Origin of the sequence: Bacillus atrophaeus (genome assembly GCF_039519175.1) — a bacterium.
Taxonomy (GTDB): Bacteria; Bacillota; Bacilli; order Bacillales; family Bacillaceae; genus Bacillus; species Bacillus atrophaeus.
Genome location: NZ_CP154443.1, coordinates 462388 through 477192 on the forward strand (window position 1 = coordinate 462388; position 14805 = coordinate 477192).

Annotated in this window: 16 protein-coding genes and 1 riboswitch; of the genes, 7 read left to right on the forward strand and 9 right to left on the reverse strand. The window is 44.5% G+C overall.

Annotation, left to right across the window (positions count from 1 at the left end; translation table 11 throughout):
* Nucleotides 1–48 precede the first annotated feature (48 nt).
* The 3 genes from AAHT65_RS02495 to AAHT65_RS02505 all read left to right on the forward strand — a co-directional run bounded on the left by AAHT65_RS02495 (nt 49) and on the right by AAHT65_RS02505 (nt 1961).
* Entirely contained in the window at nt 49–204 is a 156-nt protein-coding gene (locus AAHT65_RS02495) for a YvrJ family protein (RefSeq protein ID WP_003326957.1), read from the forward strand.
* Between the two features lie 123 nt (nt 205–327).
* Nucleotides 328–1485, forward strand: a complete 1158-nt coding sequence (locus AAHT65_RS02500) for an oxalate decarboxylase family bicupin (RefSeq protein ID WP_061669281.1) — start codon at nt 328–330, stop codon at nt 1483–1485.
* 83 nt (nt 1486–1568) lie between these two features.
* The gene (locus tag AAHT65_RS02505) at nt 1569–1961 is read left to right on the forward strand and encodes a YrvL family regulatory protein (RefSeq protein WP_343311496.1); all 393 of its coding nucleotides are present in this window, start codon (nt 1569–1571) and stop codon (nt 1959–1961) included.
* Between the two features lie 88 nt (nt 1962–2049).
* On the opposite strand, the gene AAHT65_RS02510 is transcribed toward AAHT65_RS02505, so the two are convergent.
* The 6 genes from AAHT65_RS02510 to AAHT65_RS02535 form a co-directional block, all read right to left on the reverse strand.
* Nucleotides 2050–3276, reverse strand: a complete 1227-nt coding sequence (locus tag AAHT65_RS02510; RefSeq protein WP_343310928.1) for an ABC transporter permease — start codon at nt 3274–3276, stop codon at nt 2050–2052.
* Nucleotides 3269–3958, reverse strand: coding sequence for an ABC transporter ATP-binding protein (locus AAHT65_RS02515; protein WP_003326952.1), 690 nt, complete (start codon nt 3956–3958; stop codon nt 3269–3271). The genes AAHT65_RS02510 and AAHT65_RS02515 overlap by 8 nt, the downstream gene beginning before the upstream one ends.
* A complete protein-coding gene (locus tag AAHT65_RS02520) occupies nt 3942–5135 on the reverse strand; it encodes an efflux RND transporter periplasmic adaptor subunit (RefSeq protein ID WP_343310929.1) in 1194 nt (397 codons plus the stop codon). The genes AAHT65_RS02515 and AAHT65_RS02520 overlap by 17 nt, the downstream gene beginning before the upstream one ends.
* Nucleotides 5136–5286: 151 nt before the next feature.
* The gene (locus tag AAHT65_RS02525) at nt 5287–6096 is read right to left on the reverse strand and encodes an ABC transporter ATP-binding protein (RefSeq protein ID WP_343310930.1); all 810 of its coding nucleotides are present in this window, start codon (nt 6094–6096) and stop codon (nt 5287–5289) included.
* Nucleotides 6097–6115: 19 nt separating this feature from the next.
* The gene (locus AAHT65_RS02530) at nt 6116–7126 is read right to left on the reverse strand and encodes a FecCD family ABC transporter permease (protein WP_088117958.1); all 1011 of its coding nucleotides are present in this window, start codon (nt 7124–7126) and stop codon (nt 6116–6118) included.
* Nucleotides 7126–8187 (reverse strand): iron ABC transporter permease, encoded by a 1062-nt coding sequence (locus AAHT65_RS02535; protein ID WP_343310931.1) that lies wholly within the window; start codon nt 8185–8187, stop codon nt 7126–7128. The genes AAHT65_RS02530 and AAHT65_RS02535 overlap by 1 nt, the downstream gene beginning before the upstream one ends.
* Before the next feature lie 212 nt (nt 8188–8399).
* Here AAHT65_RS02535 and AAHT65_RS02540 point away from each other — a divergent pair, with 212 nt between their 5' ends.
* Both AAHT65_RS02540 and AAHT65_RS02545 read left to right on the forward strand, forming a co-directional pair.
* Nucleotides 8400–9350, forward strand: a complete 951-nt coding sequence (locus tag AAHT65_RS02540; protein ID WP_343310932.1) for an iron-hydroxamate ABC transporter substrate-binding protein — start codon at nt 8400–8402, stop codon at nt 9348–9350.
* Nucleotides 9351–9405: 55 nt separating this feature from the next.
* Nucleotides 9406–9687: a hypothetical protein gene (locus tag AAHT65_RS02545; RefSeq protein WP_340639830.1), complete on the forward strand. Its 282-nt coding sequence runs from the start codon at nt 9406–9408 to the stop codon at nt 9685–9687.
* Nucleotides 9688–9734: 47 nt separating this feature from the next.
* Here AAHT65_RS02545 and AAHT65_RS02550 read toward each other — a convergent pair whose 3' ends face one another.
* The 3 genes from AAHT65_RS02550 to AAHT65_RS02560 all read right to left on the reverse strand — a co-directional run bounded on the left by AAHT65_RS02550 (nt 9735) and on the right by AAHT65_RS02560 (nt 12193).
* On the reverse strand, nt 9735–11138 hold the full coding sequence (locus tag AAHT65_RS02550; protein ID WP_010789918.1) for an amino acid permease: 1404 nt from the start codon (nt 11136–11138) through the stop codon (nt 9735–9737).
* Between the two features lie 107 nt (nt 11139–11245).
* Nucleotides 11246–11426: riboswitch (Lysine riboswitch) on the reverse strand.
* 116 nt (nt 11427–11542) lie between these two features.
* Complete coding sequence (gene sspJ / locus AAHT65_RS02555; RefSeq protein WP_003326945.1) at nt 11543–11683, reverse strand: small acid-soluble spore protein SspJ; 141 nt, start codon at nt 11681–11683, stop codon at nt 11543–11545.
* Between the two features lie 78 nt (nt 11684–11761).
* Nucleotides 11762–12193, reverse strand: coding sequence for a MarR family winged helix-turn-helix transcriptional regulator (locus AAHT65_RS02560; protein WP_003326944.1), 432 nt, complete (start codon nt 12191–12193; stop codon nt 11762–11764).
* 177 nt (nt 12194–12370) lie between these two features.
* Here AAHT65_RS02560 and AAHT65_RS02565 point away from each other — a divergent pair, with 177 nt between their 5' ends.
* Together AAHT65_RS02565 and AAHT65_RS02570 are read left to right on the forward strand one after the other, a co-directional pair.
* The gene (locus AAHT65_RS02565; RefSeq protein WP_010789919.1) at nt 12371–12898 is read left to right on the forward strand and encodes a metal-dependent hydrolase; all 528 of its coding nucleotides are present in this window, start codon (nt 12371–12373) and stop codon (nt 12896–12898) included.
* A gap of 46 nt (nt 12899–12944) precedes the next feature.
* Nucleotides 12945–14801, forward strand: coding sequence for an LTA synthase family protein (locus AAHT65_RS02570; RefSeq protein WP_088117961.1), 1857 nt, complete (start codon nt 12945–12947; stop codon nt 14799–14801).
* The last annotated feature ends 4 nt before the right edge of the window (nt 14802–14805 follow it).

Here is a 14805-nt window from a genome sequence, read left to right on the forward strand (position 1 = left end):
TTTTCACTTATATAAATGACTGCATAAAAAGCAGGGAGGTGTTTAAAAATGGATCAGGTTTTTGCAGAAGAGGCTGTGAGGCAGATCGGCAATGTCGGCTTTCCGGCATTGATCGCCATCTATCTCCTCACCCGTTTTGAGAAGAAATTCGATCAGCTTCTAGAATTGATGACAGACCTGAAAGAACAACAATTTAAAAAATAATGATTCATCAGGTTGACGTACCGTCCGTTTTTTTCACTTAACATAACAGAGGGAAAACGAAGGGCCTTTCACATTCTCTTTGTAACGACAAATATCAAATCACATTTGAGAGGAGAACAAAACATGAAAAACGAAAAAAACATCCCGCAGCCAATCAGAGGAGAAAAAGGGGCAACAGTAAAAATTCCGCGCAACATAGAGCGTGACCGCCAAAATCCGGATATGCTTGTACCGCCGGAAACGGATCACGGAACAGTTGAAAACCTGAAATTCTCTTTCTCAGATACACATAACCGTTTAGAAAAAGGCGGTTATGCGCGTGAAGTAACAGTTCGGGAACTTCCGGTCTCCGATAACATCGCTTCTGTTAATATGCGGCTGAAGCCGGGGGCCATTCGTGAACTTCACTGGCATAAAGAAGCTGAGTGGGCTTATGTCATCTATGGATCAGCCCGTATTACGCTTGTTGATGAAAAAGGCCGCAGCTTTATTGATGATGTGGGCGAAGGAGATTTATGGTACTTCCCATCAGGCCTGCCGCATTCTATTCAAGCATTGGATGAAGGCTGCGAGTTTTTGTTAGTATTCGATAACGGCGGGTTCTCTGAGAACAGTACATTCCAGCTGACAGATTGGCTCGCGCACACACCGCAAGATGTAGTGGCAGCGAATTTCGGCCTTACGGAAAAGAATATTGCCAACCTTCCGTCTAAAGAAAAATATATTTTTGAGACAGCCTTACCCGGCTCCCTTGAGAATGACCAGGTTGAAGGTCCGAATGGCGAGGTTCCTCACCCATTCAGCTACCGCCTTCTTGAGCAGGAACCGATTACAACTGATGGAGGAAAAGTGTGGATTGCCGATTCTTCAAACTTTACAGTTTCTAAAACCATTGCCTCTGCCCTTGTTGAAGTAGAGCCGGGCGGAATGCGGGAAATGCATTGGCACCCAAACACAGACGAATGGCAGTATTTCATCTCAGGCCAGGCAAAAATGACGGTATTCGCTTCAGACGGTCATGCCAGAACCTTTAACTATCAAGCAGGCGATGTCGGTTATGTTCCTTTCGCCATGGGACATTACGTGCAAAATACAGGGGACGAGCCTTTGGTCTTTTTAGAAATTTTCAAAGATGATCATTATGCAGATGTTTCTTTAAACCAATGGCTTGCCATGCTGCCTGAGACATTTGTTCAGAATCATGTCAATTTAGGAAAAGAGTTTACAGATGCGCTCCAAAAAGAGAAGCATCCGGTTATCAAAATAGACCAAAACAAATAAAGGGTCACAAGAGCCTGAAGCTTGCAGAGAAATCAGCAGCGTTTCTCTGCAAGTTTTTTCTGTTGGAGAGGGGGAAACCAATGATGAAACTGACACATTTCATCCAATATGCAGTGGCGGCGGCCGCTGTATTTACAGGCTATTTTTTAGGTATTTTTATTGTCTTTCATCTGACCGATGCAAATTATGAATCGATCTTTTATGTGCTTCTGTTTGCCGCCATATTTTTGGGCCTCAGCCTATGCGTTGAGCCATTTGAGCTCTTAATGATACATAGCTTCAAAAGCTTCAAACTGAATAAAAACCATTTGTTTTTTTTAGCCGGCTGTGTTCAGGTGTTATTTTTATGGATGACCGTCTACACAGCAGATGAATTCATTAAGGGGATCTGGCTGTCCACAACAGAGGAGTTTATCATCGCCGGGGTGTTTTTTGCTTTTGATGCATGCTTTTACAAAAAGAAAGCTTTTGCGTGAATGGGGGCTTCAAGTAAAAAAAGACCTTCGGGGACGAAGGTCTTTTCATTATTTTTACAAACAATCGCTTCTAAGACATGTCACTTTCCTATTCATACCGGAGTGCGTCTACAGGCTGAAGCTTTGAGGCCTTGATAGACGGCAGCAGTCCGAATATGATGCCGACCGCCATCGAGAAAATGAGCGCGCCGGCCACGGCAGGAACTGAAACGATAAAAGGCATTGGGTAAAATACCGTTATCAGTTTGGCAATGCCGCATCCAGCAAGAACGCCGAGAATTCCGCCAAGGCTGGTCAGCACTACCGCTTCGGTTAAAAATTGAAATAAAATGACACGGCGTTTCGCTCCGAGGGCTTTTTTAATGCCGATTTCACGCGTGCGTTCTGTCACAGAAACAAGCATAATATTCATCACGCCGATGCCGCCGACCAATAGAGAGATGCTGGCGATGCCGCCAAGCAATAGAGCAAAGGCCTGATTGAAAGATTCCATTTCCTCTGCAATCTCCTGTAAATTTGTCACGCTGTATTCCGCTTTTTCCAATTCAGCTTCCGGCAGGCTTGCATTAAGCAAATCGGCAGCCATCATACCGGCTTCTTGAATATGGTCAGATGAATCAGCCTGTACGGCAATCTGCGTCGGAGCGTCAAAACCTTCAATGAGCGGCCATACTCCTTTAGGAAGATAAAAAATCGGATTTCCGTACTCCCCGTAATACATGCTTTCGTCCTGCTTTTTTTCAGTAAAGATTGCGGCGACGCGGAATGGCATACCGTTAATCTCCACTTTTTTATTAATCGCGTCTCCGTCGGGAAACAGCTCGTCTCTTGCATCTTCATTGATCATGACAACCTGATGCTTGCTCCCAAGCTCCTTGTCAGTCAGTGCTTTTCCTTCTGTGACACGGATCGGAAACATATTGAAATAGTCCTGATCCACACCATAAACCTGCGGGTAAGCGGAATTCGTTAAATGAAAGGCTGTGACGCCTTCTGCCAAGTGATACAATGAAACTCCTTTTACCATCGGATCTGATGTAATAGACTCAATGGTTTCATCAGATATCGGGGGAGCCGTTGTATAAGAAAGCTCATGAAAGCCTTCCTCTTCTCCTCCGTTCTGCTGATACACCACATTAATCGAGTTGTTTCCCATCCCGATCATGCTTTGCTTGAGCTGCTCACTTTGCCCTTTAATCATAGAAACTATCGCGATAATCGCCGCGATTCCGATAATGACCCCAAGCATCGTTAAAATTGACCGCAGTTTATGTGAGAGAATGGATTGAAAGGAGATACGTATATTTTCAAGCATGGTTCACATCCCCTTTCTCATCTAAAACAAGCTCTCCGTCCCTGATAAAAACCGTTCTGTCCGCTTTTCTGGCAACATCCGGATCATGTGTGATCATAATAATCGTTGTGCCTTCTTCGTTTAATTGTGAAAATAAGGACAGAATTTGCTCGCTCGATTTGGTATCAAGCGCTCCGGTCGGTTCATCCGCCAAGATAAAACGCGGCTGATTGACAAGAGCCCTGGCAATGGCCACACGCTGCTTTTGACCGCCTGACAGCTTCGTCGGCTTATAAGCTACTCTGTCTTTTAAACCGACCTTTTCCAGCGCGTCATACGCTCTTTGTCTTCTTTCTTTTTTCTTTATCTTGTTATAAATCATAGGAAGTTCGACATTTTGCAGCGCCGTCAGCCGAGGCAGAAGATGGAATGTCTGAAATACAAAACCGATTGATTGGTTGCGGATGTCGGCTAAGGCACCATCTTTTCCCCTCAGCACATCCATCTGTTCAAGCTTATAGCTGCCGGATGTCGGCCTGTCCAAACAGCCTAAGATATTCATTAAAGTTGATTTTCCCGAACCAGAAGGTCCCATGATCGCGATAAATTCCCCGGCTTCGACTGTCAGATTAATATTTTTTAAGATCGGGACCTCTTCTTTTCCCAGCTTGTACGATTTATAAATATTATTCAGTGTCAGCATCGACTGTAACCTGCTCCCCTTCCTTAATTGGAAGATCCGGGTAGATCACATAATCTTCCGGTGTCAGGCCGCTCTTAATTTCAACCATGTCATTCTCGTCCGGCTCCTTTATTTCCACGGTTTGTTTCACAGCCTTCTGCTCTTCATCAGTCTTCCAGACATACGGCTCGCCGTCGTCCTGCACGATCATATCGGAAGGGAGCTTAACGCTGTCTGAATTCGTGTCGTCTCCGAGTACATCAATGTTGACATGGTAGCCGACCTCAAGCCCCTTATGACTGTCAAGCAATATCGTAAATGGATAGTTTGAAGACTGAGGATTCATTTCCTCTTCGCCATAGCTTTCCGCCTGTCCGTCCTCTTCAGTGCCTGCCGGGAGTTTGCCAATGTCAGTGATTTTGCCTGTCCATTCGCCTTCCCCGCCTGTTTTCAGCGTAATTTTTACTTTGCTGCCTTTTTTGATCGTGTCCATTAACAGCTCGTTGACTTGGCTTTTAACGAGATAGGCGCCTGTAGACACTATTTGAATATACGGCCCTGATGCCTGATCGCCGCTCGCTCCGTCAGCTATGTCCTGATTAACGGTTTGCACGATTCCGTCATGTTTACTCGTGATGACGTTTGATCCTTTGCTTTTTGTCAGATTCGCCAGCTCTTTTTGATGCTGCTTCAGTTCAAGATTGCTTGTCTTCAGATCAAATCTTGCTTGATCAAGCTCATCTTCCAACTGTGATTTTTCTTCTTTATCAGCTTTTTTTAATTTTTTCTCTGTATCGGCAATTGTTTTTTCTAAACGGTTAATTTGGAGATTGGCCATTTCTATGTCCAGATTGCTTTGCTCGACCTCGTCTGAATTGTCCGCTGTGTCATATTCAAACAGCTTGTCACCTTTTTTTACTTTGTCGCCTTCTTTTACATATGTTTTTTTAATGCTGCCTTTCTCTGAATCTATGTATACTTTCTGCTGTTTTTCCGGTTCAACTTTTCCAGAAAACGAATTAGCCGAAGCCGTTTCTTCACCCATGAACATGGAAACTGATTGAGCGTACGGTTCTTCAGCCCCTCCCACTGATTTTGCATGTGTAAAGAAGTAAACCGCTCCGAAGCCGACACCCGCCAGCACCAACACACCCGCAAATATCAGACTGAATATCAGCCATTTTTTCTTTTTGGACACTCTTATCTCCTCTTTCCGTTCACTCTGTAATATTTTTGAAACATTCTAACCAATATTATCTATTATTTCTATATAGCTTGCAATCTTTTTCTAAAAATCGTATTTTTCTGCATGAAAATACAAAAATCCCGGTCATGGACCGGGATTTTCTTTATACATGTTCAATCACTTTATCATGTTGGATCAAATCATACGTCAAACAAATCGGTTTGTTCGTGCGCGGGTCATTCACAATTTCCGCGTCTATCTGAAACACCTGTTTCAAAACGTCCGGGGTCATAACCTCTTCTGCCGTTCCTTCCTTTATGACCTTTCCTTTTTTAAGGGCAATCATATAGTGGGAAAAGCGCGCGGCATGGTTGAGATCATGAATGACCATTAAGATCGTCCGGCCCTGCTGTTTGTTCAGCTTTTCAAGAAGCTGCAAGATCTCCAGCTGATGGGCGAGATCCAAATATGTCGTAGGTTCGTCAAGCAAAAGCAGTTCGGTTCCTTGGGCAAGCGCCATGGCGATCCACACGCGCTGGCGCTGCCCGCCTGACAGAGCTTCAATCGGCCGCTCATGATATTCAGCCATTCCCGTCTCCTCAAGCGCCTGCTTGATAATGCGGCGGTCTTCGGCTTGTATTCGCCCAAATCCTGATTGGTGCGGAAATCTTCCGTATGAAACCAATTCATATACGGTTAAACCGCTCGGCGCTTCCGGTGTCTGCGGAAGAATCGCCATATCCTTCGCTATATCCTTTGTCGACATCTGATGTATGCCGTTCCCGTTTAAATAAACAGCACCTGTTTTTGAACGCAGGATTCTCGACATCGTTTTTAATATGGTTGACTTGCCGCAGCCGTTCGGGCCGATCAAGGTGGTAATTTTCCCTTTAGGAATTGATATATTCAAATCTTCTACAATCAGCCGGTCGCCATAACCGATTCCGAGCTGTTTTGTTGATAGTGAATCCATCTCTTAATATCCCCCTCCTCTAATTCGTTTTCATCAGCAAATAAATAAAATACGGAGCGCCCAATATAGAAATAACAAGCCCGACCGGAATTTCCGAAGGAGCTAATACATTTCTCGCCAATGTGTCAGCGAAAAGAAACAGCAGTGCGCCGATAAGGGCGGAAACCGGGATGAGCGTCTGATGGCGCGGGCCGGTAAGCCGTCTGGCCACATGCGGCGCAATCAGCCCGAGAAATGCAATGCCGCCGGCAGCCGCAACACATGAACCTGCAAGCGCCACCGCCGCCACAAGCAGGGTGCGCCGTTCCTTTTCCACCGCTGTTCCCAGACCTGTCGCCAATTGATCGCCTAAATGTAAAATGTTCAAGTACCGGGCTTTATATAAAGTAAAGGGTAAGAGAATGAATATCCATGGCAAGACAGCCCAAATCATTTTCCAATTCGCCCCCCAAATAGAGCCGGAAATCCAAATGGTTGCCTGCATGAAATCTTGCGGGTCCATTTTAAGCTGAAAAATAAGCAGAATCGCATTAAAACCCGCATTCACTCCAATTCCGACTAAAATCAGCCGAATCGGAGTCACGCCTTTCTTCCATGCCAAAGCGTAGATGAGAAAAGCGGCGAGAAGTGAACCGGCCAGCGCACTGAACGGTAAAATCAGCGTGCCTAAAAAGCTTAAATCTGCCGTTGACCCTTGAAAAAAGTAAATAAAGAGAACAACGGCAAGCGCGGCGCCCGCATTAATGCCAAGAATGCCGGGGTCCGCCAAATCATTTTGGGACACACTTTGCAAAATGGCTCCAGACACCGCTATCCCGGCGCCGACAAGCAAGGAAAGAATAATCCTTGGCAGTCTGAATTCAAACAGCACGAGCCCGTCACGGGCAGTGCCTTGTCCAAAAAATACTTGCAGCGTTTCCAGAGGGGCTATCCTGATTACACCCAGATTCAGACTGATAAAAAAGATCACTAATATAAGAATGAACGTAACCGCCATGACAATAAACGGCTTTTTCGTTTTGTTTTCCATTACAGCCCTCTCCTTTCACGTCGTGCCAAATAAAAGAAAAAGGGAACTCCGATGAGCGCTGTCAGCGCCCCGACCGGTGTTTCAAAAGGAGCATTTACAAGTCTCGCGGCAATATCTCCATACACTAGCAAAATTGCCGCCAGGACAGCCGAGCAGGGAATGATCCATCGATAATCAACACCGACCAAAAACCGTGTGACATGGGGAATGATAAGTCCGATAAACGCAATGGTCCCGGAAATAGAAACAGCCGCCCCCGTCAAGAGTACGACGACAAGCATTCCAATCAGCTTCACCGCTGAAGTATATTGTCCAAGCCCTTTCGCAAGATCCTCACCGAGGCTTAATACCGTGACGGAACGGGCAATGATTAAGGCGAACGTCAGCCCGACAGCCCCCGCAATGAGCAGCAGCTGAACACCCTGCCATTTAACTCCCGCTACCCCTCCTGCATACCAAAAACTTATATCCTGAGCCACATCAAAGCGAATCGCAAGCGCTGTTGAAATACCAGTGAAAAAATAGGTGACAGCCGTACCGGCGAGCGCAAGCTTTACAGGCGTCAGCCCGCCCTTGGAAAACATGCCTATGCCAAATACCGTGGAAGCCCCCAAACCGGCTCCCGCAAAGGACCAAATGATGAGGCCCATCGCTGAAATACCGGGAAAAAAGGCGAACGCGATTGAAACCGCAAAGGCAGAACCTGATGTAACGCCCATGATTGAAGGCTCCGCCAAGGGGTTTCTTGTCATCCCTTGCATAATGGCGCCGGATACAGCCAAAAAAGCGCCAACCAGCACGGCCGCAGCCGTCCTTGGCAGCCTTAGTTCCTGTATGATCTGATGAGACGTGTTGTCAGGCTGAAAATGAAAGACCGCGTCCCACACTGTTCCCAAGTGTATATTTGCTGCGCCGACTGATATTGATAAAGCGGCGCCGAACAATAAAAGAAGAATTCCCGCTATTAATAGAAGGAACGCCCCAAACGGCCGGGACTTCCACTCGATTTCTTCTGAGGAATCATGCGTGCTTATAGTCTGTTTATTTTTTATTACACCCAACGTCCGTTCTTCCTTTCTTATTCATGATAATGAGAATTATTATCAATAACTGTATCAGTATATCATTTTTTTCTTCATAGGTAATAGAGTCTTTTCTATATGAAATAATGAATTTCAAAAAAATCGTGCTTATCGGCATAAGCGGTGGTATAATCACGTTGATAATGATTCTCTTTATCATTCAAAAAAACGTACGAAAGAAGGAATACGTTATGGCCTATACATGCAAAAAAATCGGAGCTGCGTTTTTTGCTCTGTTTCTTATTACGGCTTTGGCAGCCTGCGCAAATGTATCAGACAGTAAAGGTTCCTCATCTTCCAGCTCTAAAAAGGAAGAAACCATTACATACAAAGCAGAAAACGGAAATATTAAGATTCCGAAACATCCAAAAAGGGTTGTCGTAATGGCGGACGGCTATTATGGCTATTTTAAAACACTTGGCATTAATGTGGTCGGAGCTCCTGAAAATGTCTTCAAAAACCCGTATTACAAAGGGAAAACCGACGGTGTAACAAACATTGGCGACGGAACCTCAGTTGAAAAAGTCGTCGATTTAGACCCTGACTTGATTATCGTATGGACTACACAAGGCGCCGACATCGAAAAGCTTGAAAAAATCGCGCCGACTGTCGCGCTCAAATATGATTCACTAGACAATAAAGAACGTCTGAAAGATTTCGCCAAGATGACCGGCACTGAAGATAAGGCGGATAAGTGGCTCGCGAAATGGGATAAAAAAGTTGCAGCGGCAAAAACAAAGGTACAAAAGGCAGTTGGCGATAAAACCGTGTCCATTATGCAAGCGAACGGAAAAGCGATCTATGTATTCGGTGATAAATTCGGCCGAGGCGGCAGCATTGTTTACGATGAGCTTGGGCTGAACGCCACAAAGCTGACAAAAGAAAAAGCGATTGATGAAGGCCCCGGCTATACCAGTATTTCTTTAGAAAAAATACCTGACTTTGCAGGAGAATATATTTTTATGGGCCCATGGCAATCAGGCGGGGATGACGGCGGCGTGTTTGACAGCGCGCTTTGGAAGAACCTTGACGCCGTCAAAAAAGATCATGTCTACAAAATTGATCCGATCGGTTTTTATTTTTCTGATCCGATTTCATTAGAAGGACAGTTGGCATTTATTACAGAAAGCTTAACGAAATAACACAGCAGGGCCGCGGTTCACGCGGCCCTTTTCTTTTGAATGGAGCGAAACATTTTTGAATTACATAACCTATTTTATATCCCAATTTATGTTTATCAGCACACTCATTGCTGTCAGTTATTTCGGCGGTCCGTATTTGAGGGGTCCGTTTACTAACGTTCAAATAAAAGCAATTATACTGGCTGCTTTTATCATGGTGCTTATGTTCAGCCTGATGAATCGGTTAAATAAGCGTTGCAGGCCGATTCGTTTCGTGAATAAGATTTTTATTACGTTAGCGGCCATTATGGCGGCTTCCCTTTTGATAGGATTATTAACAAGAGAGATCGTTTTTTAATCATCAAAAAGACGCCTGACACGAATGTCAGGCGTCTTTTATTATACTTATTTTTCCTGCTTGAATTTCTTAGAAACAAACGGATAAATCACGAGACCGACAAAGAATAGTCCGATTCCGAGAATAAATGTGGTTAAATCCGCTGTTCCGGTCACAATAACAAACAGGGAATACACGCAAGCAAGAAGCGCAATAACTCCGTCTCTCACTCTGGAGCCCTTCAGCTCATTATACGTTTCGCCTTTCCATACGAGCTTAAAGCTGTAGATCGCCGAAACGAGGTACGGAATTAAGTACGCCAAAGTGGCCGCTGTTGTTAAAAAGGTAAATGCGTCGCTGATCGTCCGTGATATGACGGAAAAAATAAAGACCTGTGACATGACATTTGTGATAATCAAAGCATTTACCGGGCTTCCCTTTTTATTTGTTTTAGCAAAAAACGCCGGGAAGTCGCCTGCTTTTGCCGCTTGGTACGGCACCTCTGAGCCGAGCAAAATCCAGCCGAGCATCGTACCGAACAAGCAAAGGATCGCAAGCAGCGCCATAATGACGCTTCCCGCGTTTCCGACGATCGCGTAAAGTACATCGACAAACGGTTTTTCTGACCCGACGAGCTTCTCATGCGGAAGCACACCCATCGTAATCATCGTCACAATAATATAAATGCCCAGTGCAATAAGCAATCCGGTAATTGTCGCCCGCTTTACATCCCGCTGCGAGGATGCGCGGCCTGACAGAATGACGGCAGATTCAATGCCGACAAAGGCCCATAAAGTAGATATGGCCGCGTTATGAACCTGGCCGCCAAGCCCGATGCTTGTGCCGTTCTCGCCTTGAATCGGAAAATAAAAGTGACCAAACAACGCCGTTTGAAACACGAATAATCCTGCAACAATAAAAAAGACAAATCCTAAAACTTTTGAAAACGTCGTGATAAAATTCAGTTTGCTTGCTCCGTTTATGCTTGATACAAGAATCGCATGTGTTCCCCAAAGAAGTACCGTGCACACGCCAAACGTCAAAATCTGCCCGAGGGTAACCTCCTGGCTGCCCAGCGCAAACAGCACGCGTTTATCCACTAAAATCGGGAAGAAAGATGTTAAATAACCGGCAAGGCTCGTAATGATCGCCACATTGCTGATCCAGCTTGCCACCCAGTAACCCCACACCATTGTGAATCCGGCGGCATTGCCTTTCTTTCGGTCCTGAAACAGCGCTCTCGCATAGCTTTGCGGTCCTGCTTTCAGCTCAGGCTTGCGAATCGATAAGTGTCCGAAGACGAGAGCGATCATAAGAACGCCGGCTCCCGTTAACAGCCACGCTGATATCGCACCGAGCGGACTCGCAATTTCCGCGAGCGTGCTTGGCAAAGAAAAGATGCCTGATCCGACCATATTTCCAACGACAAACGCCGTTAATAACCAAAAACCCCATTTTTTTGTCTGTTCCATTCCAGTACCTCCAACATTCTTGTAAATACGGACAGAACCCGAGATCATTTTAAAATACAAAAAAAGCCTGAACAAAAGTCCATGCTTAAAGAAACACACACCCTTGATCTCCGGATAGCCCTCCGCGAAAAAGCACGCGGCAGTCCTGCACTTATTCAGATACAGTCCCAGCATGAAGAAGGATCGGCTTTCTTCACACTTCGGCGCTGATGCCTTTTACACATGTTTAACAGCTCCCTGTCAGCCTGGCATGTGTGACTTATCATCCGCGCAACCTCTACCTCACTGAGAAAGAGTGAGGATTTATATATTCATTTACTCAAGAAGGTTATCAGAGAAAGGAAGATCTGTCAAAGGGAACAGATGGAAAAAACGGATAGAGCCAAGCCCTATCCGCTTTTTGATTATCGGTTGTTTTTCTTTTTTTGTACCGCTTCTTGAAGCGGATCATCTTTAAGGGCAGAACCGGCATCGTCAAGCGCGCCTTGGATGACGTTTTTTTCTTTGTCGTCACGTTTGCCTTTATCTTTATTAAAGAAAGCCAAAAGTATCACCTCTTTAAGAAAAATGGGTACACTTTTAATGTGGCTTTTTTCTTAAATAATATACAAATTGTCTTGCATTTACAGCATCGTCTGTTCCTTCATTCTGTTGAAAAAAACAAGGAACTGTTCCAATTCTTCAGCTGAAAAGTCCTTAAACAATTGACTGTATGTCACTTGAAATTGGTCATTTAATTTTTGATAAATCTCCATCCCTTTATCAGTCATAGATAAACGGACAACACGGCGGTCCCCTTGATCCCGTTCCCGTTTAATATATTGCCCTTCGATTAAACGGTTTATCGCTATCGTTGCCGCTCCTGAAGTTAAATCAAGCCGCTTTCGCAGTTCAGAAACGGTCGATGCTTCCCCTTTATCGAGCAGACTTAACATATACATTTGAGTGGGCGTAATCGTCCGCTCTGTCTGAAACAGTTTTTTTCTTACTGCCCGATTCACTTCAAATTGTGTATGAATGATGTCTTTCATAATGCCTTGTTTACCTTTATCCATGTCTTAGCACCTTTGTTGTGTCGTATCTTTACCATAAAGCAATTATAGGGTGATTTTTTCCATTGAAGCAAATGATATGCTTTTGTCGTGACAAAGTTCTGTTGCTCAAACAGGCATTCTCTTGATATATTTGTAATTCAGAGATTTTTGGCAAAAGATAAAAAGGAGAAGCGAGAAATGACAGGGAAAACACACATCATGGGAGGCATCGCTTCTTGTACGGCTATTGCTTATTATTACGGTTATGATCCTGTTCTTATGGCAGCCTCCGGAGCATTTGGGGCATTGGTGCCGGACATATGCCATACAAGAAGCAAAATCGGGAGAAGATTTCCTTTATTATCAAAGATCATCAGCTCAGTATTCGGGCACCGCACGTTTACACACAGCCTGCTGTTTATGCTGATTATGTTTTTTATCATCACTACATATATTCCGAACCAAAGTATTCAGGCCGGGTTAATGGTCGGAATGGCGAGCCACCTGCTGCTTGATGCGTGGACGGTTAACGGCATTAAGCTGTTGTTTCCGTCAACCATCCGCATTCGGCTTCCCTTTTATATGAGAACAGGCAGCTTTTCAGAGCAGCTTGTATTAGCGGGCTTGACGATTATTTCGTGCTATTACTTCTATGAGCTGTTCCACGGGCACATGGGAGCCGCTTTTTCATTGCCTGGCGCAACTTTTTTTAGTAGCTTTACATAAGGACACTTATTTTCGTGCCAATGCTTGAACGTGAGGAGCCATACATATGAAAGGAACCTTTTTTAAAAATCAGTGGTTTTTATGTTTATCCGTCTTGTTTATGTGGATAAAAACCTATTTGATTTATAAGCTTGGCTTTGATTTGCAGATTGACTCCTTTTTGCAGGAGATCATTTTGCTGATGAACCCGCTCAGCTTTATACTCCCATTGTTTGGGCTCGGCTTGCTGCTGAAAGGGAACAAACAGCGGCTCTTTTTGCTCATTGCCAATTTGGTCCTAACAATTATTTTAATATCAAATACCATCTTTTATGGGTTTTATATTGATTTCATCACCATACCGGTTCTTTTCCAAGCCAGCAATATGGGAGATATGGGCAGCAGTGTGAAAGAGCTGTTCAATCCATTGTTTATCGCCCTGCTCTTGGATTTGGCGGTGCTGGCGTGGCTTGCAAGAACCCATAAAGGACCAGCCGAAAAAACCGCGTCCGGGACGATCAAAAAGTATTACGCGGTTTCGGCCGGAATGATTCTGTTCAATCTGGCTCTTGCAGAAGCCGAACAGCCGAAGCTATTGACCCATTCCTTTGACAGGGAAGTGCTTGTGAAAAGCATCGGGCTGTTTCAATTTCATGTGTATGACACGATTTCACAGACGGTAAATGTCAGCGCGAAAGCATTTGCTGATGAAGACAGTCTGTCAACGATTGAAAATTACACGAAAGCAGATTACAGCAAACCTGACAAAAACAAATTCGGGCTGGCGAAAGGCCGCAATGTCATTTTTGTGACGCTCGAATCAACACAAAGCTTTGTTTTACATGAAAAAGTAAATGGAAAAGAAATTACCCCTTTCCTCAATAGCCTGGTCGAGAAAAGCTACAACTTTGATCATTTTTACCAGCAAACCGAGCAGGGCAAGACGTCGGATTCAGAATTTATTGTCGGCAACTCATTGTACCCTTCTTTAAGCGGGGCAGTTTTTTTCACGAAAAGCGATAATACGTTCCAAACCATGTACAAATCATTAAAACAGCACCATTATTATACTTCCGTCTTTCACGCTAACCATAAGAGATTTTGGAACAGAGATGTGATGTACAAATCATTTGGAATTGACCGTTTTTTTGACGTGGATGAATTTACAGTCGCGCCTGAGACATCAACCAATTGGGGATTGAAGGACAAGGAATTTTTAGAGCAATCCGCAAGTAAATTAAAAAACCTGCCGCAGCCCTATTACAGCAATTTCATTACATTGACCAATCATTTTCCGTTTGAAATTGATGACAAGGACAAATTGATTGACGAGTATGATTCAAGCAGCGACTTGTTAAACCGTTATGTGACGACAGTCCGTTATGAGGATGAGGCGTTAAAGCATTTTATCAGCAAGCTGAAAAAAGAAGGTCAGTATGAAAATTCAATGATCGTGTTTATGGGTGACCACTACGGAATTTCTGAAGCACATAACAAGGCGCTTGGCGAGTTTTTAGGGAAAGATGAGATCACACCGTACGATACGGTACAGCTGCAGCGTGTTCCTTTCATTATTCACATTCCCGGCGTGACGGATCAACAGCCTGAAACCGTCTCTGATGTAGGGGGACAGATTGATGTCAGACCGACGCTTCTGCACCTCCTTGGCATTGAAACCAAAGGAGACATTCAGTTCGGAAATGATCTATTCTCAAATGACAGAACGCCATTCGCCGTGTTGAGAAACGGCAGCTTTATCACAAATGATTATATTTATACAAAAAACACGTGCTACCGCCAGAAAACCGGAGAACCTGCTGAAGACCAAAACGAATGTAAGCCCTTTGGCGAAAAAGCAAATCAAGAGCTGTCGCTTTCAGATAAAATTTTAAACGGCGACCTGCTGCGGTTTTATGAGCAATAAGAAA